A 22,954-nucleotide genomic window follows, 5' to 3' on the forward strand; every position below is an offset into this window, starting at 1 on the left:
GGCCGAGCGGCCTCGCCGCAACGCCCGGCGCCGGCCGTCGACTTCCCGCGCGGGCGGCAGTTTCCGGCGTCGGCGCACGGCGGGGTGTCCGCGTCGTCGACGCCGGCCACCCCTGCCGTGCCTGCCGGATCCGTGGGGATCCGGCCTGCTACGCCGCCGCCTCGAAGCCCGTGTCGCGGGCCAGCTTCTTCAGTTCCAGCAGGGCGTGCTTCTCGATCTGGCGGATGCGCTCCCTCGTCAGGCCGTGCTCCTTGCCGACCTCGGTCAGGGTGCGCTCCCGGCCGTCGTCGATGCCGTAACGCATCTTGATGATGGAGGCGGTGCGCGGGTCGAGACGGTCGATCAGGCCGTCCAGCTCCTCGCTGCGCAGCAGGGTGAGGACGGACTGCTCGGGCGAGACCGCGGAGGTGTCCTCCAGCAGGTCGCCGAACTGCGTCTCGCCCTGGTCGTCGACCGACATGTTCAGCGAGACCGGGTCACGGGCCCAGTCCAGGACGTCGGTCACGCGCTCCGGCGTCGAGCCGAGCTCGGCGGCGATCTCCGCGGGCTCCGGATCCCGGCCGTTCTCACGGTTGAACTCGCGCTGTACGCGGCGGATCCGGCCGAGCTCCTCCACCAGGTGCACGGGCAGCCGGATCGTGCGCGACTGGTCCGCTATCGAGCGGGTGATGGCCTGACGGATCCACCAGGTCGCGTACGTGGAGAACTTGAAGCCCTTGCGGTAGTCGAACTTCTCGACCGCGCGCACCAGGCCCGCGTTGCCCTCCTGGATGAGGTCGAGGAGGGGGAGACCGCTTCGGGGGTAACGGCGGGCGACCGCGACCACCAGCCGGAGGTTGGAACGGATGAAGACGTCCTTGGCCCGCTCGCTGTCCGCGACCAGGGCCTCGAGCTCCTCGCGGGAGGCGTCCGCCCTGGACTCCTCCTCACCGTCGAGGACCTGCTGCGCGAACACGCCGGCCTCGATGATCTGGGACAGCTCGACTTCCTTCGCGGCGTCGAGCAGGGGTGTGCGCGCGATCTCGTCGAGGTACATGCCGACCAGGTCGCGGTCGGCGATCTCGCCGCCATGGGCGCGAACACTGCGGGCCGCGCTGCTCGTCTCGCCGGTGGCGGACTTGCGGCGGGCGACGGCACGGGTTGCCATGCGTGCTCCCTTGCGATGGAGGTTCGGCGGGTGGCCCTTCAGACGCCCGGTCACTCTCGGAACTTGCGACTCTCCTCGGGTGCCCGGCATCTGATGGAAACAACGACTGGAATCAGGACAGAATTCCCAACCCGCACCCCGAATTTGATGATCTTGCAGTACCCTGTCCGACCACGCGAGGAGGGCCGATGTCGTCGGAACGTACAGAGGTGCAGGTCAGGCCGGGAATCGAGGATGACCTCGAAGCCCTCACCAGCCTCTACAACCACTACGTACGTGAGACGCCCATCACATTCGACACCGCGGTCTTCAGTCCGGAAGAGCGACGTCCTTGGCTGCTCTCCCACCCTGAAGACGGGCCGTACCGCCTGTTGGTTGCCACGGAAACGGACTCACAGGACATCCACGGCGTCCCACAGGCGATCCTGGGTTACGCGACATCCAGTCCGTACCGGCCCAAAGGGGCCTACGCCACCTCGGTGGAGGTGACGGTCTACGTCGCTCCCGACGCCGGCCGGCGCGGCATCGGCACGCTGCTCTACAAGGCGCTCTTCGAAGCGCTCGCCGACGAGGACCTGCACCGGGCGTACGCGGGCATCGCACAGCCCAACGAAGCGTCCGCGCGGCTGCACGAACGCTTCGGTTTCCGGCACGTCGGCACCTACCGGGAGGTGGGCCGCAAGTTCGGCCGCTACTGGGACGTGGCCTGGTACGAGAAGGACCTATGAGCGGGACCTCTGAGCGGGACCTCTGAGCGCCGGCGGAGCCGTCCCCTCGCGGCCGGTGCGGGCGCACGGGTCAGCCGAACTGCACCGACCGCTTCGCGAGGCCCATCCAGAACCCGTCGATCACGGACTTCTGCGCGTCCAGCTCGCCGGTCACCTCCGCGGCGCCCATGGTCACGAACAGCGGGGCGAAGTGCTCGGTGCGCGGATGGGCGTACCGGCCGGCCGGGGCCTTGTGGAGGAAGTCGAGCAGACCGTCCCAGTCACGCGTCTCCAGCGCGCGCCGGCCCCAGTCGTCGAACTCCGAGGACCAGGTGGGCACGCCCCCGCCGGGGTGCCGCAGCGCGGCCAGGTTGTGGGTGAAGAACCCTGAGCCGACGATCAGGACGCCCTCGTCGCGCAGCGGTGCGAGCTTGCGGCCGATGTCCATCAGCTTCACGGGGTCGAGCGTGGGCATGGAGATCTGCAGGACCGGGATGTCGGCGGCCGGGAACATCTCGACGAGCGGGACGTAGGCGCCGTGGTCGAGGCCGCGGTCGGGGATGTCCTGTACGGGGATGCCGGGGGCGCGCAGCAGCTTGCGCACGCTCTCGGCGAGCGCGGGCGCGCCGGGGGCGTCGTACTTCACCTGGTAGTAGTGCTCGGGGAAGCCCCAGAAGTCGTAGACGAGGGGGACGGGGTCGACGGCGCCGAGGGCGAGCGGGGCCTCCTCCCAGTGGGCGGAGACCATCAGGATCGCCTTGGGGCGGGGCAGGTCCGCCGACCACGCGGCGAGCTCGTCGGGCCAGACCGGGTCGTCCGCGAGCGGCGGGGCGCCGTGACTGAGGTAGAGCGCGGGCATGCGTTCCCGGGGGAGGGCGGGCTCCTGAGTTGCGGCGGACATGGCAGCTGCTCCTTCCCGGGGTCGGACCGAGCCGGTTCCCGGACGACGTCGATCCCGATGGTTGATTGAAATCTAAAACGTCAACAGCCATGAGCATATTCCTAAATGATTTAAATTTCAAGGAGCTGACGTTTACAGTGGAGTACATGAAGAAGGCACCCACATCCGCCGACGAGCCGCAGCCGCGCTGGCTCACCGCAGAGGAGCAGCTCGTCTGGCGCTCCTACGTGCACGCCACCACCCTCCTCGAGGACCACATGGACCGGCAGCTGCAACGTGATGCGGGCATGCCCCACGTTTACTACGGCCTCCTGGTCAAGCTCGCCGAGTGCACCCACCGACGGCTGCGGATGACCGAACTGGCCAAGCACGCCAAGATCACCCGCTCCCGCCTCTCCCACGCCATCGCACGTCTGGAGAAGAACGGCTGGGTGCGCCGCGAGGACTGCCCCTCCGACAAGCGCGGCCAGTTCGCCGTGCTGACCGACGAGGGTCTGGACATGCTCAGGCGCGCCGCGCCGGGCCATGTCGCCGTCGTGCGCAACGCCCTGTTCGACCGGCTCTCCCCGGAACAGCAGAAGTCCCTCGGCGAGATCATGCAGATCATCGCCGAGGGACTTCAGCCCAACGAAGCGGGTGCGGACCTGCCCTGGCTCCGCTAGACCAGCCCTGGCCCCGCTGGACCGGCGGACCTGCCCGGCTCCGCCGTACCCGTGGGCGGGTCAGCCGGCCGGGCGGGCCGGCGCCACGGGCGGGTCAGTGGACCATCACCGGGACGGCCTCCTCGGCGTCCTTCGACCCCGAGCCCGCGACCGGGCCCATGTCCGGCTTGCCGGCGTTGATGAGGGTCATGGCGATCGCGGCGGCCGCCACCAGGATGCCGACGGCGAACCAGATGGCGCTGGTGTAACCGTGCACCATGCCCTCCAGCTGGACCAGCTGCTGCTGGGGCTTGGAGCCGGCGCCGGCGATGTGGTCCTTGATGTACGAGGTCGTCGCGGACGCGGCGATGGTGTTCAGCAGGGCGGTGCCGATCGCGCCGCCCACCTGCTGCGAGGTGTTGACCATCGCGGAGGCGACGCCGGCGTCCCGCGGCTCGACGCCCAGCGTGGCCATGGACATGGCCGGCATGAACGCCGTACCCATGCCGAGGCCGAGCAGCAGCATCGCCGGCAGCAGCACCGCCGCGTACGAGGTGTCGATCTGCAGACGGGTCAGGAACAGCATGCCGACCGCGGCGACCAGGAAGCCCGGACCCATGAGCAGACGCGGGGGGACCCTCGTCATCAGACGGGTGCCGATCTGGGTGGAGCCGGTGATCATGCCCGCGATCATCGGGAGGAAGGCGAAACCGGTCTTGACCGGCGAGTAGCCCTTCACGATCTGCAGGTAGTAGGTCAGGAAGAGGAACAGGCCGAACATCGCGATGATCGCGAGACCGAGGGAGAGGTAGACACCGCCGCGGTTGCGCTCGGTGATCACGCGCAGCGGCAGCAGCGGGGCCTTGACCTTCGCCTCGACGATCACGAAGGCGGCCAGCAGGACGGCCGCGGCGACGAACATGCCGATGGTCAGGGAGTCGCTCCAGCCCTCCGACTCGGCGCGGGTGAAGCCGTAGACCAGGGAGACCAGACCGAGGGTGGAAAGGACGACGCCCGGGATGTCGAGCGGCGAACGGTTGCGGCCGCCCTCCGGCTCACGGATGACGAAGTACGCGCCGGCCGCGGCGACGATCGCGAACGGGATGTTCACGAAGAACGTCCAGCGCCAGTCCAGGTACTCGGTGAGGAAGCCGCCGAGGATCAGGCCGACGGCGCCGCCGCCGCCGGCGATCGCACCGTAGATGCCGAACGCCTTGGCGCGCTCCTTCGCGTCGGTGAACATCACCGCGAGCAGGGAGAGCGCGGCGGGCGCGAGCAGCGCGCCGAACGCGCCCTGGAGCGCGCGGGCGCCGAACATCATCGCCTCGTTGACGGCGGCGCCGCCGAGCGCGGAGGCGGCGGCGAAACCGCCGAGGCCGACGACGAAGGCGCGCTTGCGCCCCCACAGGTCGGCTATGCGGCCGCCGAACAGCAGCAGACCGCCGAAGGCGAGGGCGTAGGCGGTGACGATCCACTGCCGGTTGCCGTCGGAGATGCCGAGGTCCTGCTGGGCGGAGGGCATCGCGATGTTCACGATGGTCGCGTCGAGGACGACCATCAGCTGGGCGAGAGCGATGAAGGCCAGCGCTTTCCAGCGGTTGGCGTCCGGCCCGCCCCCCTTGCCGGGGACCGGGGCCGAGGCCTTCTGGGCTGTTTCAGACATGGGAATACCCGCTTCGGGACTTCGTGACGGAAAAAACGGAAGAAAACGGAAGGACTGAAGTACAGGGGTGGAAGGAGAACGACGATCCCGGACGGTCGGTCCCGGAAGATCGATCACGGACGGTCGGTCACGGACGGTCGGTCACATGCGGTCGATCACGGGCGGCGCAGGTCCTCCATGGTCACGGCCTCCCCCGGCAGCACGGAGGGCGCGGGAGCCCGCAGTCCGTCCAGGAACAGCTGCAGATGACGGTGGAGGAAGCGGTCCGCGCTCGGGCAGGCCGTGCCGGCCGGGGGCCGGCTGAGCTGCGCCACCGCGATCATCACGTCCCCCACGCCGACGTCGGGCCTGAGCTGCCCGGCCGCCCTCGCGCGGTCCATGACCTCCTCGATGATCCGCTCACACCGTTCGCGGGCGGCCTCGAGGTCGGGGTGGTGCTCGTCGAAGGTGCTGGAGATCATCGGGCACAGCGCGCTGATCCGCTCGTCGGCGGAGACGTGCACGAAGCGCTCCAGCGCCTCGAACGCGTCGCCCGTCTCGGCGAGGGCGGTCTGTCCGGCCCGGACCGTGCGGTCCAGCACCGAGCAGACGACCTCGCGGACCAGCGCGTCCCGGTCGGGGAAGTTGCGGTACACCGTGGCGTTGCCCACGCCGGCCCGGCGGGCGATCTCGTCGAGCGGCACGTCGGGGCCGAACTCGGTGAACATCTCGCGGGCGGCGGAGACGATCCGCTCCCGGTTGCGCAGGGCGTCGGCGCGAGGCCGGGTCGCCTTGCGCTCTGCGGGGATCGCGGTCGCGGTCTGCACGGCGTACTCCTGTCTGAGGTTCATGTGACGCACGGTGCGTCACGGACGTCTGTTGCTGCGATCCGGGGAACCAGTCCCCGTTTCACTCGGACACCTAGCTAAACGGGGACGGCGTCCCCGGTTATTTCCCGGACCTGGAAGTTTTCGATGTGACCTGGGCCACAACTCGGTCGGCCCCGCTCCGCATCCCTGCCACCGCCTTCCGCACCGCCCTCGCGCCAGCCCCGCATCGGCCTCGCACCGCCCTTGTACCGGCCCCCGCACCGCCCCCGCGCCGACCCCTCGCCGGGCCTCGTACCGGCCGGTAACCCACGATCGGTCTCCTCCAGCGCGCGCCCGCATGCGCCCTGCAAGAGGGTGATCAGGAGGTGATCAGGACGCAGCCGGCGACCGGTGGCTGCCGGAGCGAAAGGCCCCCGCATGCAGCCGCAGTCCGCGCGCACTGCCCGGGACCCGCGCCGCCGTCCGATACGCACGCGCCGCGCCGCCGCCCTCGCCTCCGTCACCGTCCTGACGCTCGCCCTCAGCTCGTCCGCCGGCAGCGGTCACCTCGCCCCCGTCCCCAACTCGACGACGGCCGGCGCCGGCCCCCTCACCGTGGCCCGCACCGCCGCCCTCGCCCCCTGCATGATCAGTGGGCGCGCGTCCGTCCAGATGTCCGAAGGCCTGCCCACCGCAGGCGGCTACGCCCGCTCCACCGGCGTCGTCCGCGCCCTCACCCTGATGATCGACTTCTCCGACGCGCCCGGCCGGGGCAGCGCGCTGAGCCGCTACCGCGAGTTCTTCCCGCAGACGGAGCAGTGGTTCCGCACGGCTTCCTACGGGCGTCTCGACTACCGCGCCGAGACGCCCGTCCGGCACTGGCTGCGCATGCCCAAGTCGTTCCACGCGTACGGCATAGAGCGCGGCGCGCCGTTCGAGCCCGGCTATCGCGAACTCGTCCAGGACATCGTGGGCGCCGCCGACCCGGAGGTCGACTTCCGCCACTACGACCTCCTGAACGTGCTGATCACCCCGAACGCGGGCCCCTCCGCGCTGGACACGGTCCTGTCGGTGACGTTCGCCGGGAACGCGGAGGCGCCGGTCGCCGACGGGGTGTCGGTGGCGAACGCCTCGTTCGTGTACTCCCGCCAGGACGACGGCTCCGGCTCCTACGACCGGACCGGCTACCGGGTCCTGCCCCATGAGAACGGGCATGTCTTCGGCCTGCCCGACCTCTACACCCAGGAGGGCGGCGGCGCCGTCGGCCACTGGGACATCATGAGCGAGGACTGGGGGGCCAACAACGACCTGCTCGGCTGGCACAAGTGGAAGCTCGGCTGGCTGGACGCCTCCCAGATCGCCTGCGCGGCGACGCCGGGCACGACGGAGTACCCGCTGACGCCCCTCGCGCGCGCGGGCGGCCCGAAACTCGTCTTCGTCCCGCTCGGCGCCCGCACCGGCTACGCCGTCGAGATGCGCGCACGCGGCGGGAACGACGAGGCGGTGTGCCGCCCGGGCGTCCTCGTCTACAAGGTGGACGCCGACGTCGACACCGGCATGGGCCCGGTGACCGTCTACGACTCCCGCCCCGACAGCGGCGGCTGCACCCGCAGCCCCAACGTCCACGCCGAGCTCTCCGACGCCCCCTTCGCCCCGGGCGAGACCTTCAAGGACCCGAAGAGGGGCATCCGGATCGACGTCACGAAGGCGGACTCCCCGGACGGATACCGGGTGCGGGTGACCCGCCGGTAGGCACGGCCCACCCGGCCGGGCTCGGACGACAGGCCCGCGGCGGCGGCTCGAGCCGGTGCGGGGAGGGCCCCGGGCTATCGTAGGGCGGCAGCCGCAGGGCAGCAGGCACACCGCCCCGCCGACCCCCGCAGTGCGCGGCGCCGGTCCCCGTGCCGGCGCCGCACCCCCGTACCGCCCGTATCGGAGAATTCACCGCATGCCCGCGACCAGGACGCCCGCACCCGCCCCGCCGCCCGGGGCCGCCGCGCCCGGCCCGCCTCCGGAGGCCGCCGCGCCCGCTCCGGCGGAGGCCGTCACGCCGCTGATCCGCGGGGTCGACGTGCTGAGGCGACTGACCGCCGCGGGCGGCACGGCGAGTCCGAGCGACCTGGAGCGCGGCACCGGCCTCGCGCGTTCGACGGTCGACCGGATCGTGGCGACCCTCGCCCGCATGGGATACGTCCGCCTCGACGGCCGGAACGCCGTGCTGACCCCCCGCGTCATGGAACTGGGCAACGCCTATCTGGCCGCCCTGCGCCTGCCGGCGCTGCTGTCGTCCGCCGCGGACGCCCTGGCCGACGAACTCGACGAGTCCGTGTCCCTGGCGGTCGCCGACGGCGACGGCATCCGCTTCATCCACCAGGCGACCCGCCGCCGCGCGATGTCCCTGAGCTTCCGCATCGGCGACCTGCTGCCGGCCGAACGCACCGCGCCGGGACCGCTGTTCGCCACCGCGTGGACCGACGAGGAGTGGCGGTCCTGGCGCGCCCGCCGCACGGCGGACCCGCACGACGGGGCCTTCCCGGCCGTCCCGCCGCCCCCCTCGCTCTCGGACGACGACGGCTTCGGCTTCGCCCGCAGGACGGCCCTGGCGGCGGACGAGGACTGCGCCCTGGACGACCAGCTGATCGAAGCGGGCCTGGTCGCCGTGTCCGTCCCGGTCCGCGACCCGCGCACCGCGCGGATCGCGTGCGTGGCGAGCGTCGTCAGCCACACGAGCCGGCACACGGCGGCGGATCTGCGCGCCGCCCTGCTCCCCCGGCTGCGCACGGCCGTCGCGGCGATGGAGGACGAGCTGCGCCGGGCGCCGGCCGCGGAGTCCGGCCCGCCGCCCGCGGGGCTGGCCGTCTGGACGGGGGCGTCCAAGCAGGAACTGGGCCGCGAGTTCATCGAGTCCCTCGCCCGGGGGCTGACCGTCCTGACGGCGTTCGGCGAGGGCAGGGCCGAACTCACCCTCACCGAGGTCGCGAAGGCGACGGGACTCGCGCGGGCGACGGCCCGCCGGGCGCTGATCACCTACCAGCACCTGGGCCTGGTGACAGCGGCCGGCCCCCGCGCCTTCGCCCTCACGCCCCGGGTCCTCGCCCTCGGCTTCCCTCCGCTCTCCCGCACCTCGCTGCCCCGGATCGCGGCTCCGCACATGGCGGCGCTGGCGGACGACGTCCGGGAGACGACCTCGCTGGCGGTGCTGACCGGGTCCCGCGAGGAGATCCAGTACACGGCCCGGGCCGCCGCGAGCCACGTCATGAGCGTGGACGTCGGCGTCGGCACGCGGCTGCCCGCCCACTCGACGTCCCTGGGCCGGGTGCTGCTGGCGGCGCCCGGGGACCCCGCCTCGTCGTACGCCCTGGCGGACGAGGAACTCGAGCAGGGGGTGCGAGCGATCGCCGTCCCGATCCACGACCGTGCGGGCCGCACCGTCGCCGCCCTGAACGCGGCCACCCATGTCGCCCGCCGCACGGCCGAGGAGTGCGTGCGGGACGTCCTCCCGGCCCTGCGGTCGGCGGCCTCGCGCATCGAGGCCGACCTCCACACGGCGGCCCGCTTCACCCACGTCCCTCTGACCTGACAGAACCTCTCTTCCGATCCGCTCGGCGGTGTCTCTCGCCGCTCGCCGCCCGCGCGAGGTAATCGAACCGGTTCGATGAAATTAACACCGGCGGCGCGGGCCGACAACACCCCGGACGCCGCCCCTTGCACGGCTCCCCGCGCCGCCCCCGCCAGACTGACGCCGCCCCCGACCGCCCTCCGCCGCCCCCTGGGCCGGCCCCCGCGGGCGATCCCGGGGCCGTCCCCGGGCCGGCGCAGAGGCCCGCCCCGACGCCGCGCCCTCTCCCCTACAGGGCCTTTCACCACCCGGGAACAGGGCTTTTCCGCCCGCGCGCACCGCCTCCGGCCCGACGACACGCGGGCTCGCGGCCCACCGGTCCGGGCGGGGCGTCCATGGGGCGTCCACGCTCCGCGGGCGTTTCCGGGACGTTACGAGAAATCCGGCGCGAAGCGTTGACACCCGTCCGGGTTGCTCCTACCTTCACTTCACGCGAACCGGTTCGACGATCGGCCACCCGGCCGAGGTCGTTCCCCGGAACAGTCGAACCGGTTCGATCAACCCGGCAAGGAGTCCCGTGAACATCGGTGAGATCGCCAAGCGGGCCGGTGTCTCGCGGAGCACCGTGTCGTACGCCCTCAGCGGGAAGCGCCCCGTGTCCGAGGAGACCCGCGACAAGATCCAGCGGGTCATCGACGAGCTGGGCTACCAGCCCAACGCGAGTGCGCGAGCCCTGGCCAACGGCCGGACCAACACCATCGGCCTGGTCTTCCCGCCCGCCGGCAACCACTACACCGGCATGCAGCTCGACTTCATCGGCAGCGTGACGGAGGCCGCCGCGGCCTACGACTACGACGTGCTGCTCTCGCCCAGCGGCATGGACAGCGACCGCTCGTTCCAGCGGCTGCTGGGCGAACGGCGGGTCGACGGCGCGATCCTGATGGAGATCCGGCTGCAGGACGACCGGCTCGACCATCTCACCGCGCTGGACTTCCCCTCCGTCGCCATCGGCCGCACCGCGCACCCGCAGGGCAGCTGGTGGGTGGGCCTGGACCACACAGCGCTGGCGGCGGCCTGCGTGCACCACCTCGCGGACCTGGGCCATCGCAGGGTCGCCTTCGTCAACCGGCCCGAGCAACTGCTGCGGGCCGGCTACGAATCGGCCCACCGGGGTCTCGACGGGTTCACCAAGGCCGCCGCGGAACGCGGCCTCACCGTCAGGACGTACTGCTGCGGAGACGACCCCGCCTCGGGCCTCGCCTGCCTGGAGCGGATCCTGCACGACGATCCCGCCACCACGGCGCTCGTCACGCTGAACGAAGCCGCGCTCGGCGGCCTCTACCGGGGGCTGGCGCAGGCCGGCCGCCATGTGCCGCGCGACTTCTCCGTCACCGGGGTCGTGGCCGGCCGGTGGGCGGAGACGGTGACCCCGCAGCTCACCGCCGCCGACGTGCCGGCGGAGCAGATGGGCCGCCTCGCCGTCGACCTGCTCGTCGAGCGGCTCGACCATCCCGACTCACCGGCCCGGCACCACCTCCTCACCCCGCCGATCTCGCTGCGGGCCAGCACCGCGCCCGCCGGCTCCACCCCCGCCGGAGCCGCTCCCGCCGATCCGGGAGCGGACCCCGCGGACTCCACTCACCCCTAGCCCTCCCCCGGGGGGTAGCCCTCCCCGGGGGGCGCCCCCTCCCGGCGCCCTCCGCACACCGCCGGACGGCCGCCGAACGGCCGGCTGACGGACCGACCGACCGCACAATCCACCGCCCCGGTTCCGCGAACCGCGGGCCCCCGATCACCCCTCCCCCGGCACACCCACGTCTGTGCCGATCCCACGGCACACCCATGTCTGTGCCGATCCCCCGGGCACACCCGTGCCGATCCCAGGGCACACCCGTGCCGAAATCCATGGAGGACTCGCCATGAACAGATCCGCCGGACGGCGTCTCGCCGCCGCAGTCCTGACCGTCGTCGCCGTCACCGCCGGGGCCGCCGCATGCTCCTCCGCAGGGAGCGGCACGTCCACGAACGCCTCGGACGGCGGCACGTTCACCATCTGGGACCCCTACCCCCAGTTCGACAAGACGTCGGCGTGGGCGAAGCTGCTGGACGGCTGCGGCGCCAAGGCCGGCGTGAAGATCAAGCGAACCGCGTTCGACACCGGCGACCTCACCAACAAGGCGCTGCTCGCGGCGCAGCAGGGCAACTCCGCGGACGTCCTCATCGTCGACAACCCGGTGGTGTCCACCCTGGCGGAAGCGGGCGTGCTCACCTCCACCGACGACAACAAGCTGGACGTCTCGAAGGTCGACCACAACCTGCTCGCGGCCGGCCAGTCGGGCGGGAAGACCTACGGCGCCCCCATCGGCGCCAACACCCTCGCCCTGTACTACAACAAGGCGGTCCTCAAGACGGCGGGCGTGGACATCTCCTCCGTCAAGGACTGGAAGTCGCTGACGGCGGCGCTCGCCAAGGTCAAGGGAGCGGGCAAGAAGGGCATCACGTTCTCCGCGATCGGCACGGAGGAGGGCAGCTTCCAGTTCCTGCCCTGGTACTGGGGCTCCGGAGCCCAGCTGACCGCGCTCGACTCCGACCAGGCGGTCTCCGCGCTGTCGCTGTGGAAGAACTGGCTGGACAAGGGCTACGCCCCCAACTCGGTGATCAACAACACCCAGACGACCAGCTGGCAGGAGTTCGCGACGGGCGACTACGCGTTCGCGGAGAACGGCACCTGGCAGCTCGCCAACGCCGCGAAGGCCGGCTTCGACTACGGCGTCATCCCCGTGCCCGCCGCCACCGGGGGCGACGCCGCGGCTCCTACGGGCGGTGAGTTCGTCACCGTCCCGGTGCAGGACGACACCGGCCGCTACGCCACCACGCAGAAGCTGGTGTCCTGCCTGAGCAGCAGCCAGAACCTGCTCGCCACCGACACGACGCTGTCCTACGTGGCTCCCACCGCCGAGGTCCAGGGCCAGCAGGTCGCGGCCGAGCCGGGACTCAAGCCCTGGGTCGACGCGGTGCACGCCGCCAAGGGACGCACCAGTGACGACCTGGGCACCAAGTACCCCAAGATCTCCGAGCAGTTGTGGAAGGCCGTGCAGTCCTCGCTCAGCGGGTCCGCGTCGCCGAAGGACGCCCTGACCGCAGCCCAGTCCGCCGCCGAGTGACCAGGACGCCGGTCAACCCATGAGACACACGACAGCGTCGCCGGACCGCCCGCCGGTACGCGACCGGAACGGGGCGGCGACCGCCGCCCCGCCCCCGGCCCGCACCCCCGCCCGGCGCCGTCCCGCCTCCCCGCAGTGGGCCGCCTGGGCGTTCCTGACCCCGGTGACCCTCTACCTCGTCCTCTTCTACGCCTATCCGCTCTACCGCAACATCGATCTGAGCCTGCGCCACTACACCGTGCGCTCCTTCGTCCGGGGCGACGCGCCGTTCACGGGCCTGGCCAACTACCGGGCCGTCTTCGACGACCCGACGTTCGCTCCCGCGCTGCTGCACACGGCGATGTTCACGGCCGTGTGCCTGGTCTTCCAGTACGCGATCGGCCTGGGGCTCGCCGTCTTCTTCAACCAGCACTTCCGGCTCTCCGCCACCCTGCGTGCGCTGTTCCTGGTGCCGTGGCTGCTGCCGCTCATCGTGTCGGCGTCGACCTGGTCGTGGATGCTCAACAGCGACTCCGGCATCGTCAACGCCGCCCTGCACGCCGTCGGCATCGGTTCCGTGAACTGGCTGACCTCGCCGTCCTGGTCGCTGGTGTCGGTGATCATCGCGAACGTCTGGATCGGCGTCCCCTTCAACCTGGTCGTGCTCTACAGCGGTCTGCAGTCCATCCCCGCCGGCCTGTACGAGGCGGCCGCGCTCGACGGAGCCAACGCCTGGCAGCGCTTCTGGCGCATCACCTTCCCCCTGCTGCGTCCGGTGTCCGCGATCACCCTGCTGCTGGGCCTCGTCTACACGCTCAAGGTCTTCGACATCATCTGGATCATGACCAAGGGCGGCCCGGCCGACTCGTCCACCACCTTCGCCACCTGGTCCTACCAGCTCGGCTTCGGCAACCTGCTGCCCGCCTTCGGCCCCGGAGCGGCCGTCGGCAACCTGCTGGTCGTCGCCGCCCTGGTCTTCGGCCTGATCCATGTCCGGGTCCAGCGAAAGCAGGCACTGTCATGACGCACGCACGGACGGTCCCGGGCCGTCGCCGCCGCACCTGGGTGAAGACGACCGTCGGCGTCCTGCTGACCGCGGTCATGCTGTTCCCGGTCTACTGGATGCTCAACGTGTCCTTCACCCCCGACCAGGACATGCGCAAGAGCCCGCCGGACCTGTTCCCCGCCCACGCCACCCTCGAGGGCTACCGGGCCGTCGTCGACCAGCAACTGCCCTACCTCGGCACCAGCCTCGTCATCGGCCTCGGGACGGTGGCCCTGACCGTGGCGCTGGCCGCGCCCGCCGGATACGCGCTGGCCAAACTACGCCCGCGCGGCCGCGGAATCCTGGGCTTCGTCCTGCTGGCCGCCCAGATGATCCCCGGCATCATCATGGCGATGGGCTTCTACGCCATCTACCTGCAGCTCGGCCTGCTCCAGTCCGTGCCCGGCCTGATCGTCGCCGACTCGACGCTGGCCGTCCCGTTCGCCGTCCTCATCTTCACCGCGTTCATGTCCGGCATCCCCGGCGAACTGCTGCAGGCCGCGAAGACGGACGGAGCCGGACCGCTGCGCACCTTCTGGGCGATCGTCCTGCCGATGAGCCGCAACTCCGTCGTCACCGTGTCCCTGTTCGCCTTCCTGTGGTCCTGGTCCGACTTCGTCTTCGCGAGCACCCTCGTCAACGGCGGCGCCCACGAGCCGATCACCCTCGGCATCTACCACTACATCGGCAACAACAACCAGCAGTGGAACGCCATCATGGCCACCGCCGTCGTGGCCTCTCTGCCGGCCGCGGTCATCCTCGTCCTGGCCCAGCGCTACGTCGCCGCAGGCGTGACCGCCGGCGCCGTCAAGGACTGACCCCGGCTCCCCGCGCGCCGCCCCGCACCGCCCGGCTCCCCGCTCCCCCCACGAGCCGCCGCGCGAGCGCCGTCGCCCCGTCCGGCGGACGCGAACCGCCGACCGCCCCCGCACAAGAAATGAGTGCCGCCTCCATGACCGCCGCACCGGCCGACCCGGCCTTCTCCGTCCAAGACATCCCCTTCAGCACGCACGGCTCCTGGTTCTGCGTCTCCCCCGTGCTGTCGGAGCGGACGCGCGCCGAGGACCTGCACCTCGTCTCGCACCAGAACGGCATGCACGCCGTCCTGCGCCTCGTCCCCCTCGACGCGGCGACGGGCGAGCGCGCGGAGACCTCCGTCGAGGCGACACCGGGCCTGCTCGGCTGGACCGCCGAGGCCGGGCGCGTGGACCTCGCCTACGAGTCGCCGGACACCCTGCGCGTGCGCGGCGAGGGAGTGCACCTGCGCGTCACCGCGGCAGCACAGGCCCTGACCCCGTTCGGCGGGACCTACTTCTACCGCGACCCGGTGACCGACGCGCACGTGTTCACCTCCTACGAGACCGGCCGCCGCTACCGGATCACCGTGCTGTCCGGCACGGTCGCCGCCGTCAGCGGCTCCCAGGCGCTGGGCGCCGCCGACCGCGGCCTCACGGTCGCCGCCGGGGCCGACGGCTCGTGGGAGGTCGCGGTCGAGGAATTCGACGCCGCACGAGCGCCCTTCCGCTCCCCGGCGACGTTCGCCGAGGTCCGGGGTGCGGCCGGGGAGCTGTTCGCCGACTTCGCCGACACCGTCGCACCCTGGCGCTCACAGGCCACCCCGGCCGCCGAGCTCGCCGCCTACGTGGTGTGGTCGGCGACCGTGCTCCCCGCCGGCCTGGTCACCCGGCCCGCCGTGCTGATGTCCAAGCACTGGATGGACAAGGTGTGGAGCTGGGACCACTGCTTCAACGCCCTTGCCCTGGCTCCCGGTTGTCCCGAACTCGCCTGGGACCAGTTCTCCCTCCCCTTCGACCACCAGGACGACGGCGGCGCGCTCCCCGACTCCGTCACCCACTCCGAGGTCCTCTACAACTTCGTCAAACCGCCCATCCACGGCTGGGCCTTCGGCCATCTGCGCCGACGTCTGCCCGAGCCGCTCACCCGGGCGCAGCTGACCGAGGCGTACGACCGGCTGACCCGCTGGAGCGACTTCTGGCTCACCGCGCGGCGCGCCCCCGGCGCCGCCCTGCCGCACTACCAGCACGGCAACGACAGCGGCTGGGACAACGCCACCGCCTTCGACCCCGGACGTCTCGCCGTCACCGCCGACCTCACCGCCCTGCTGATCCTCCAACTCGACGAACTGTCCCGGCTGGCCGACGAACTGGGCTTCTCCGACGACGCGCACCGCCGCGCCGCCACCGCCGACGCCCTCCAGACGGCCCTGCTCGACGAACTGTGGGACGGCGAACGGTTCCTGAGCCGCCCGGCCCACGGCGGAGCCCGCACCCCCAGCGCCAGCCTGCTCGACCTGATGCCGATCGTCCTCGGCGACCGCCTGCCGGAACCGGTCCGCGACCGGCTGGCCGACCGGATCGAGGCCCACCTCACCGCGTTCGGCCTGGCCACCGAACATCCCGACTCACCCCACTACGAGCCCGACGGCTACTGGCGCGGCCCCATCTGGGCCCCCGCCACCGTCCTCGTCGAGGACGGCCTGCGCCGCGCCGGGCACATCCGCCTCGCGGACGAGATCAGCGCCCGCTTCCGCGCCCTGTGCGAGACCTCGGGCTTCGCCGAGAACTTCGACGCCCTGACCGGCGAGGGACTGCGCGACCGCGCCTACACCTGGACCGCCAGCAGCTACCTCCTCCTCGCCCGCGACCACGAACGCCGCGGCGCGCAAGCCGGCGCGGCCGTCACCACCGTCGCCTGACCCGCGGGCGACATCCACCCACCCACACGTCCGGCACGGGGGCCGGCACAGCGACAACCAGCCCCATCCCTGAAGGGACGTAAGCACATGCCAAGACTCGGGCAACGGCGCTCGGCCAAGAGACGCCTCCTCCACGGCATCACCAGGACGCTGCTCCCGCTGACCGTCGTGGCCGGCGTCACCACCGTGACGGCGACGCCGGCCTCCGCGGCCACCCCCACCCTCACCGTCGACCTCGGCGCCACCACCGGAGCCTTCCGCGGCGGCGCCTCCGGAGCGCTGTACGGCCTGTACGGGCCGGACGTGCCGACGAACAACCTCATCGAGGGGATGGGGCTGCAGACCACCAACACCAAGTACCAGGACGGCCAGCAGCATCCCGGCTCGGACGCCCTGGAGATCGCCAAGCCCTTCGTCGACAGCGGCGGCGGCGACGTCTTCATCTACATGACGGACGTGTACCGGGCCAACTACGAGCGCGCCAGTTACGCGGCCTACCAGGACACCATGCGGACCCAGGTCGAGCAGGCGAAGGCCAGCCCGTACGCGAGCCACATCGTCTTCGTGCCCTACAACGAGCCCGACATCGGCTGGTTCAACGGCATGCGCACCAACGCGACGGCGCTCGCCAACTTCAACGCCGAGTGGCGCCAGACCTACGACTTCATCAAGGGCCTCTGGCCCCAGGCGCGGCTGGCGGGGCCCAACAGCGCCGGCTACAGCGACTCCTCCCTCAAGGGATTCCTCACCTACTGCAAGGCCAACAACTGCCTGCCCGACGTGGTGACCTGGCACACCCTGGGCAGCCCGGCCGGAGTCCGCAGCACCGTCGACGCCTACCGGGCGGTGGAGACCGCCGCAGGGATCACCTCCCCGATCCCCGTCAACCTCAACGAGTACGCCCACCGCTACCACCTGACCGACCCCGGCCAGATGGTCCAGTGGATCTCGGCCATCGAGGGCGAGAAGGTCGACGGCAACCTGCCGTACTGGAACATCAACGGCAACCTCGGCGACTCCGCCGCCGCCCAGAACACCCCCAACGCCCAGTGGTGGCTGTACAACTGGTACAGCTCCATGAAGGGCGGCAACACCGTCAAGGTCACCAGCACCGGGGCCGACGCCGCGTACACCCTCCAGGGTCTGGCGAGTCTGGACACCGCCAAGAAGCAGGCCCGGGTCGTCCTCGCCGGCGGCGGCACCAGCGGTGACTCCGACACGGTCATCAAGAACATCGACCCCGCCGTCTTCGGCAGCACCGTGCACGTCAGCGTGTTCCAGGACCGCTACAGCGGCTACATCGGCGCGGCGGCCACCCCGACCCGGCTCTCCGACGCCGATGTCGCCGTGGGATCCGACGGCTCGATCACCGTCCCCATCGCCCTCGACCGCATGTCGGCGTACCAGGTGATCGTCTCCCCGGGCGGCGCCGGCAGCGCCACCGCCTCCGACAGCACGTGGACGGGCACGTACGAGGCCGAGAACGCCACGCTCAGCGGCAGCGGCTACAACATCAACACCGAGGGCACCACCGGCGACGTCGGCAAGTTCGCCACCTCCGGCACCAAGGACGTCGGCGGTCTGCGCACCGGCTCGACCACGGTGATCTCCTTCCCCGTCTCCGTGCCCACCACCGGCGACTACGACCTGTCGGTGTTCGGCAACAGCTACGCCAAGGACGCCGACGTCAAGGGCCCGACGAACGTGTACGCGCGGGTCGACGGCGGCGCCTCGACCAGGATCGACATACCGGTCGGCTTCCAGTGGGTGGTCTGGGGTCACGACGACGCCACCGTCCACCTCACCGCGGGCAGCCACACCATCACCCTCGCCACCACCGGCGACAACGGCGCGACGACCGTCGGCGACGCCATCATCGACAAGATCGACCTGCGGTACAAGGACGCCGCCGTCCAGGGCGCCACGCTCTACGAGGCCGAGCAGGCCGCCCTCTCCGACAGCGCCACCGCCGCCTACACCGCCCAGGGCCAGTCCGGCGCGGGCGCGGTCAACCTCACCTCCGGCAAGTCGGCGACGTTCTGGGTCTACTCCGCGCAGGACGGATACGCGGACCTGTCCGCCCGCTACCGGGGCACCGGCCAGGCCGACCTCACCGTCAACGGCAGGACGGTCGACGACCAGACCCTCTCCGGCGCGACGACCGGCGCCTGGTCCACCGCCGCCAACCGGGTCCACCTGACCGCCGGCATCAACAAGGTCCAGGTCACCGGCGCCGGCGGCACCCTGACCCTGGACGACCTCACCGTCACCCCGTTCAGCGCCGCCGACCCGGTCACCACCGGCAACGTCGTCACCTACCAGGCCGAGAACGGCGCCCTGACCGGCACCGCGGCCACGGACACCACCTACACCCAGGCCGACGGAGGAGTCGTCACCGGCATCGGCAACGGCCCGGCCAACTCCCTCACGCTCAACGTCAACGCGCCCACGGCCGGCGTCTACGCCATGACCATGCGCTACGCCAACGCCGAGGAACTGCCCTCCAACCACTACAACCCCGACCTGTACGCCGAGCACGCCGACGTCAGCGTCAACGGCGGCGCCGCCACCCGAGTCAACTTCGCCAGCACCCTGCACTGGAACCAGTTCGCCGCCCACACCGTCCCCGTGACCCTGGCCAAGGGCGCCAACACGGTGAAGTTCACCGCCTCCCAGCTCTACGACTACGACGGCACGACCATCGGCGTGGTCTACTCCGGCGGCGGAAGCGACATCGGCCAGCCGATGCGCTCCAGCTCCGCGCCCCACCTGGACGAGATCTCCTTCGCGCCGCAGAGCCTCCACATCGGCGCCGCCACCGGCTTCTCCTCCACGGCGGTCGCCCAGCACAGCCAGCTGTGCCTGGAAAACCCCGGCCAGTCCACCGCCAACGGCACCCAGTACCAGCAGAACACCTGCGGCGCCGGACAGGAACAGATCTTCGACTTCCACCCCGTCTCCGGGGCCGCCGACACCTACACCGTCGTCAACCACTCCAGCGGCAAGTGCCTGGACGTCTCCGCCCTCTCCACGGCCGACGGCGCCGCCGTCCAGCAGTGGACCTGCCTCAACGGCGCCAACCAGCGCTTCACGCTCAGGCCGGTCACCGCGCTCGGCAACAGCCACGACTACCAGCTCGTCGCCGTGCACAGCGGCAAGTGCGTCGACGTCAGCACCGTCTCCACCGCCCCGGGCGCGAAGATCCACCAGTGGACCTGCGACACCGGCAGCACGCTGACCACCAAGAAGAACCAGATCTGGCGCCTCCTCGGCAAGTCCTGACCCCCAGCGCCTCCCGCCGGCCCGACCCGGCGGGAGGCCCCGGCACGGACCGTCCCCTATACCGACGCCGCTCGGCGGACCACATCCGCTAGGCTGTCCCTGGTCGGCCCCCGGTACGCGCGCCGCCTGCTCAGCCAACGGAGCAGAACGCGTCACACCGGGTCTGACCAGCGGGCTTGTACCCCTCCCGAACCTTCGAGAGACCCCACAAGCCCCGGCCTTCGTGGGATGTGTGGGAAATTCCGTCGCCGCAGGTCAGGCCTGGTGGCGTGCGACCCCCCGAAACGCGGCAGCCCCGAATCCCAAACGCCTGTGCAGCGTTTTCGCAGCTCATGTCGTGTGCGCAGGGTGCGGTGCAACGCCTGAATTTGGTGCAACCTGTGCACGCTGGCGGTGCAGGCAGGCAGGCCACGGCGCGCATCGCGCATCTGGCACTGCCCGAGTGAACCTGTCACCCATGGGGCGGCATCGCGATTGCTACTTGAGTAGCTAAGCGGCAGCCTGACCGCATGGCAACCTCCCACGCCCCGTCAGTCGCCGACCACCGAGTCCTCCTGCTCCTCCTGGACGACCAGGACCGCCTGATGCTGTGCGGCGGATGCTGCGCCGGCTGGACAGTCCCGCAGACACTCCTCACCCGCGACGCCGATTTCAAGGACGGGGCCGCTCAGTACCTGGCCGACCGATTTCGCATCTCGAACCCGCGTTTCGGATCCGTCTATGGAGTTCACGAAACGCGAGAGCCGGAATGCTGGGAGCACGACCAGCGCACGGTTTCCCACGTTTTCATCGTAAGGATCAGCGCGGAAGAGTCAGATTCGTTCCTGACGATGTCTCCATCACACACCCGTTGGAAAATCAGCGAGCTGAGAACTCGCCACCGCGATGTCTCACCCGAAGGCGTGGCCCTTCTGGTATTTGGATATGTGGAAGGTTGGCTTCCCGACGGCCCAATTTCGCTCTACTGACCTGGAGTCCCCATGCCTCTGCACGCAATTGAGATCATCCTGACTCGGACCGTACGCGGAGTCGAGCTGAAGGCCGCGCGACGGATCAGCGGAATGCCAATGGCCTCGTCACGCGATGGAAAAAGCATCGCCGTTCTAGTGTCGGCGCGAGACGAGGAGCTTGCCATCAGAAAGGTATGGAAGCGACTCCAGGACTCCCTTCCCATTGACGTGCTGTGCACCCTCTTCCCAGGGCCGGACGGAATGCTGCGGATGAGCATCCCGTTCGCGCCCGGGGTGAAGAGAAGAATCCGCGCCTGGGCCAAGGCGTCAGGAAAGAGCACGGATGAGTTCTTGAGCCAGGCGATCAAAGATGCATTGGCTCGTGACCGTGCCACTGAAGCAGCCAGTCAGGCGTGTGCGCTGAATTATATGCTCCACACGTGCGCCTGGCTGGATTCACCGCTGAGCTACGCGGATCGCGTCCCCGTTTCGCGACTGCCGACGTCCCTCGGAGACCTCGTGCGAAGGATCTCCAATTCCGGAACGCGTATCGTATTCACCGACATCACCGGGCCCATCGCCTCGCTGATCGGCGAGCGAGAATTGAGGGGACTCGAGAACGCGTTCGCGATTGCAGAATGCCAGGAGCGGAAGACCGACTCCTCGTCCTTTATGCCGCACGACGAAGCGGTCGAGGAAGGGCCGGCCGACGACGAGGCCGGAGAAGACGGGGAGTCGCGTGGAACTGGCTGATCCCCGCGTGCTGGTGTGCGGCGACCGGCGGTGGGCCTGGCCCGGCACGGTCGCCGCGGTGTTGGACCGACTAGCAGCGCGCTACGGTGACCGGCTCGTAGTGATCGAGGGCGCTGCATCGGGTGCAGATCAAGCAGCACACCTCTGGTGCGAGCGGAGCGGACTCAACGGCGATCACCACCGCTGTCACCCGGTGGACTGGCAGGCCGAGCGACAGGCACGGCCAAAAGCGTGGCGATCGGCCGGGCCCGAGCGGAACACTCGGATGCTGTTGCAGGAGCACCCGCGGTTGATCATCGCCTTCCACACCCGCCTGGACCCTGGGACCGGCGGCACTTCGGACATGTGCCTGCGCGGTCTGCTGGCTGGGATTCCCGCCTGGCATGTGACCGGGCCAGATCCCGGTGTCGGACGGTGGTTGCTGCCGCACGAGTTCCCCCGACGGCGTAGGGATCGTGTGCGTAGCGAACTCGATGTGGCTCGGCGGACCTGGCTCACGGCACAAGCTGACAACGATGCCATCGAGACCGAATAGAAAGGCGCGGGCGGTTTCGCTCAGTGGGTACGTGGGACGAGATCCTCGTACGATGCCTTGTCAGTGGGAGTAGGTTTACTAGGTTGCACCGGTTGCTCGGGGAGGTGTTACGCGGATGGCTGCCAGCGCCGAACATCTCAAAGCCCTCGTGCGGGCACACGCCGAGGCGGACGACGACCGGTTCTACAGCATCGCCCTCCAGGTGGCGGCCAAGTCCGCACGTCAGGGACACGGCAAGTTCGCGGTGGAGTTGCAAGAGCTCGTCGAGTCGATGCGACGAAAGGGCGCGAAGACCATCGGCGCGGTCGGTCCGACGCCTGTGGTTCAGCCCCGGGGTGAGCTGTCCAGTCTGCTAACGGCTTGGTACCCGGATGTCCGGCTCGACGACATGACCCTCGCCCCGGAGCTGAGGTCCTCGTTGGACCGGGTCCTGCACGAGCAACGGCAGCGGGCTCGGCTGGAGCGCTTCGGGTTCACCCCCGTCCATCGGATTCTGCACTCCGGTCCACCGGGCACCGGCAAGAGCATGACTGCGGCCGCACTGGCCGGCGAGTTGTCCCTGCCGCTGTTCACCATCCGACTGGACGCGTTGATCAGTCGTTTCATGGGCGAGACGGCATCGAAACTCCGTCTGGTCTTCGATGCCGTGGCGCAGACCCGGGCGGTCTACCTGTTCGACGAGTTCGACGCGCTGGGCGCTCAGCGGGCTGCCGGCAATGACGTGGGCGAGGCACGACGCATCCTCAACTCCTTCCTGCTGTTCTTGGACGAGGCCCCCTCGGAGAGCCTCGTGGTGGCGGCAACCAACCACCACGAGATCCTGGACCGGGCTCTGTTCAGGCGCTTCGATCTGGTGATCCCCTACGAGACGCCCACACCGGAGCAGGCGGTGGAAGTGATGCGCAGGAGACTCGCGGGAATGGATACCAGCGCAGTACGGTGGCCCTCTGTAACCGAGCGCGTGGTCGGCTTGAGCCACGCGGAACTCGTGAAGGCTGCCGAGTCCGCTGCCAAGAAGGCCATTCTGGGGGGTGCTGACGTGATCGACGATCGCCTGTTGCTGGACGCTCTGAGTGAGCGGCACGCGCTCCACCATGCCTGAGTCGAATTCGAATCCCCATACT

The 22,954-nt window shown here is 70.5% G+C and carries 18 protein-coding genes; 14 read left to right on the forward strand and 4 right to left on the reverse strand.

The features are described 5' to 3' along the window. Positions 1–148: 148 nt before the first annotated feature. Positions 149–1,147 carry a sigma-70 family RNA polymerase sigma factor gene (locus ABT300_RS16605; protein ID WP_266721121.1) on the reverse strand — a complete coding sequence of 333 codons (999 nt, stop codon included), beginning with the start codon at positions 1,145–1,147 and terminating at the stop codon, positions 149–151. Positions 1,148–1,335: 188 nt separating this feature from the next. On the opposite strand from ABT300_RS16605, the gene ABT300_RS16610 reads away from it, so the two are divergent. Continuing rightward, entirely contained in the window at positions 1,336–1,875 is a 540-nt protein-coding gene (locus ABT300_RS16610; protein WP_351675877.1) for a GNAT family N-acetyltransferase, read from the forward strand. Between the two features lie 70 nt (positions 1,876–1,945). Here ABT300_RS16610 and ABT300_RS16615 read toward each other — a convergent pair whose 3' ends face one another. Further along, positions 1,946–2,755: a dioxygenase family protein gene (locus tag ABT300_RS16615; protein ID WP_351675879.1), complete on the reverse strand. Its 810-nt coding sequence runs from the start codon at positions 2,753–2,755 to the stop codon at positions 1,946–1,948. 146 nt (positions 2,756–2,901) lie between these two features. Here ABT300_RS16615 and ABT300_RS16620 point away from each other — a divergent pair, with 146 nt between their 5' ends. Further along, positions 2,902–3,417 carry a MarR family winged helix-turn-helix transcriptional regulator gene (locus ABT300_RS16620; protein WP_351675949.1) on the forward strand — a complete coding sequence of 172 codons (516 nt, stop codon included), beginning with the start codon at positions 2,902–2,904 and terminating at the stop codon, positions 3,415–3,417. 94 nt (positions 3,418–3,511) lie between these two features. Here ABT300_RS16620 and ABT300_RS16625 read toward each other — a convergent pair whose 3' ends face one another. Further along, positions 3,512–5,059 (reverse strand): MFS transporter, encoded by a 1,548-nt coding sequence (locus tag ABT300_RS16625; RefSeq protein WP_351675881.1) that lies wholly within the window; start codon positions 5,057–5,059, stop codon positions 3,512–3,514. Between the two features lie 155 nt (positions 5,060–5,214). Continuing rightward, complete coding sequence (locus tag ABT300_RS16630; protein ID WP_351675883.1) at positions 5,215–5,889, reverse strand: TetR/AcrR family transcriptional regulator; 675 nt, start codon at positions 5,887–5,889, stop codon at positions 5,215–5,217. A gap of 396 nt (positions 5,890–6,285) precedes the next feature. Between ABT300_RS16630 and ABT300_RS16635 the strand changes: the two genes are divergently transcribed. The 12 genes from ABT300_RS16635 (at position 6,286) to ABT300_RS16690 (ending at position 22,932) form a co-directional block, all read left to right on the forward strand. Further along, positions 6,286–7,599 (forward strand): M6 family metalloprotease domain-containing protein, encoded by a 1,314-nt coding sequence (locus ABT300_RS16635; protein WP_351675885.1) that lies wholly within the window; start codon positions 6,286–6,288, stop codon positions 7,597–7,599. A gap of 196 nt (positions 7,600–7,795) precedes the next feature. Beyond that, complete coding sequence (locus tag ABT300_RS16640; RefSeq protein WP_351675887.1) at positions 7,796–9,427, forward strand: IclR family transcriptional regulator domain-containing protein; 1,632 nt, start codon at positions 7,796–7,798, stop codon at positions 9,425–9,427. Between the two features lie 556 nt (positions 9,428–9,983). Beyond that, positions 9,984–11,054: a LacI family DNA-binding transcriptional regulator gene (locus ABT300_RS16645; RefSeq protein ID WP_351675889.1), complete on the forward strand. Its 1,071-nt coding sequence runs from the start codon at positions 9,984–9,986 to the stop codon at positions 11,052–11,054. A 271-nt stretch (positions 11,055–11,325) separates the two neighbouring features. Continuing rightward, a complete protein-coding gene (locus ABT300_RS16650; RefSeq protein ID WP_351675891.1) occupies positions 11,326–12,570 on the forward strand; it encodes a sugar ABC transporter substrate-binding protein in 1,245 nt (414 codons plus the stop codon). A 19-nt stretch (positions 12,571–12,589) separates the two neighbouring features. Then, positions 12,590–13,573 carry a carbohydrate ABC transporter permease gene (locus tag ABT300_RS16655; protein ID WP_351675893.1) on the forward strand — a complete coding sequence of 328 codons (984 nt, stop codon included), beginning with the start codon at positions 12,590–12,592 and terminating at the stop codon, positions 13,571–13,573. Next, positions 13,570–14,412: a carbohydrate ABC transporter permease gene (locus ABT300_RS16660; protein ID WP_351675895.1), complete on the forward strand. Its 843-nt coding sequence runs from the start codon at positions 13,570–13,572 to the stop codon at positions 14,410–14,412. The genes ABT300_RS16655 and ABT300_RS16660 overlap by 4 nt, the downstream gene beginning before the upstream one ends. Before the next feature lie 134 nt (positions 14,413–14,546). After that, positions 14,547–16,310, forward strand: coding sequence for an amylo-alpha-1,6-glucosidase (locus tag ABT300_RS16665; RefSeq protein ID WP_351675897.1), 1,764 nt, complete (start codon positions 14,547–14,549; stop codon positions 16,308–16,310). An 87-nt stretch (positions 16,311–16,397) separates the two neighbouring features. Further along, complete coding sequence (locus ABT300_RS16670) at positions 16,398–19,592, forward strand: RICIN domain-containing protein (protein ID WP_351675899.1); 3,195 nt, start codon at positions 16,398–16,400, stop codon at positions 19,590–19,592. Positions 19,593–20,101: 509 nt separating this feature from the next. Continuing rightward, on the forward strand, positions 20,102–20,560 hold the full coding sequence (locus tag ABT300_RS16675) for a hypothetical protein (RefSeq protein ID WP_133928803.1): 459 nt from the start codon (positions 20,102–20,104) through the stop codon (positions 20,558–20,560). A gap of 12 nt (positions 20,561–20,572) precedes the next feature. Next, positions 20,573–21,295, forward strand: a complete 723-nt coding sequence (locus ABT300_RS16680) for a hypothetical protein (protein ID WP_351675902.1) — start codon at positions 20,573–20,575, stop codon at positions 21,293–21,295. Continuing rightward, a complete protein-coding gene (locus ABT300_RS16685) occupies positions 21,282–21,830 on the forward strand; it encodes an SLOG family protein (RefSeq protein WP_351675904.1) in 549 nt (182 codons plus the stop codon). The genes ABT300_RS16680 and ABT300_RS16685 overlap by 14 nt, the downstream gene beginning before the upstream one ends. Positions 21,831–21,945: 115 nt before the next feature. Then, the gene (locus ABT300_RS16690) at positions 21,946–22,932 is read left to right on the forward strand and encodes an AAA family ATPase (RefSeq protein WP_351675906.1); all 987 of its coding nucleotides are present in this window, start codon (positions 21,946–21,948) and stop codon (positions 22,930–22,932) included. Positions 22,933–22,954 lie beyond the last annotated feature (22 nt).

The organism is Streptomyces sp. NPDC001027 (genome assembly GCF_040299045.1).
Classification (GTDB): domain Bacteria; phylum Actinomycetota; class Actinomycetes; order Streptomycetales; family Streptomycetaceae; genus Streptomyces.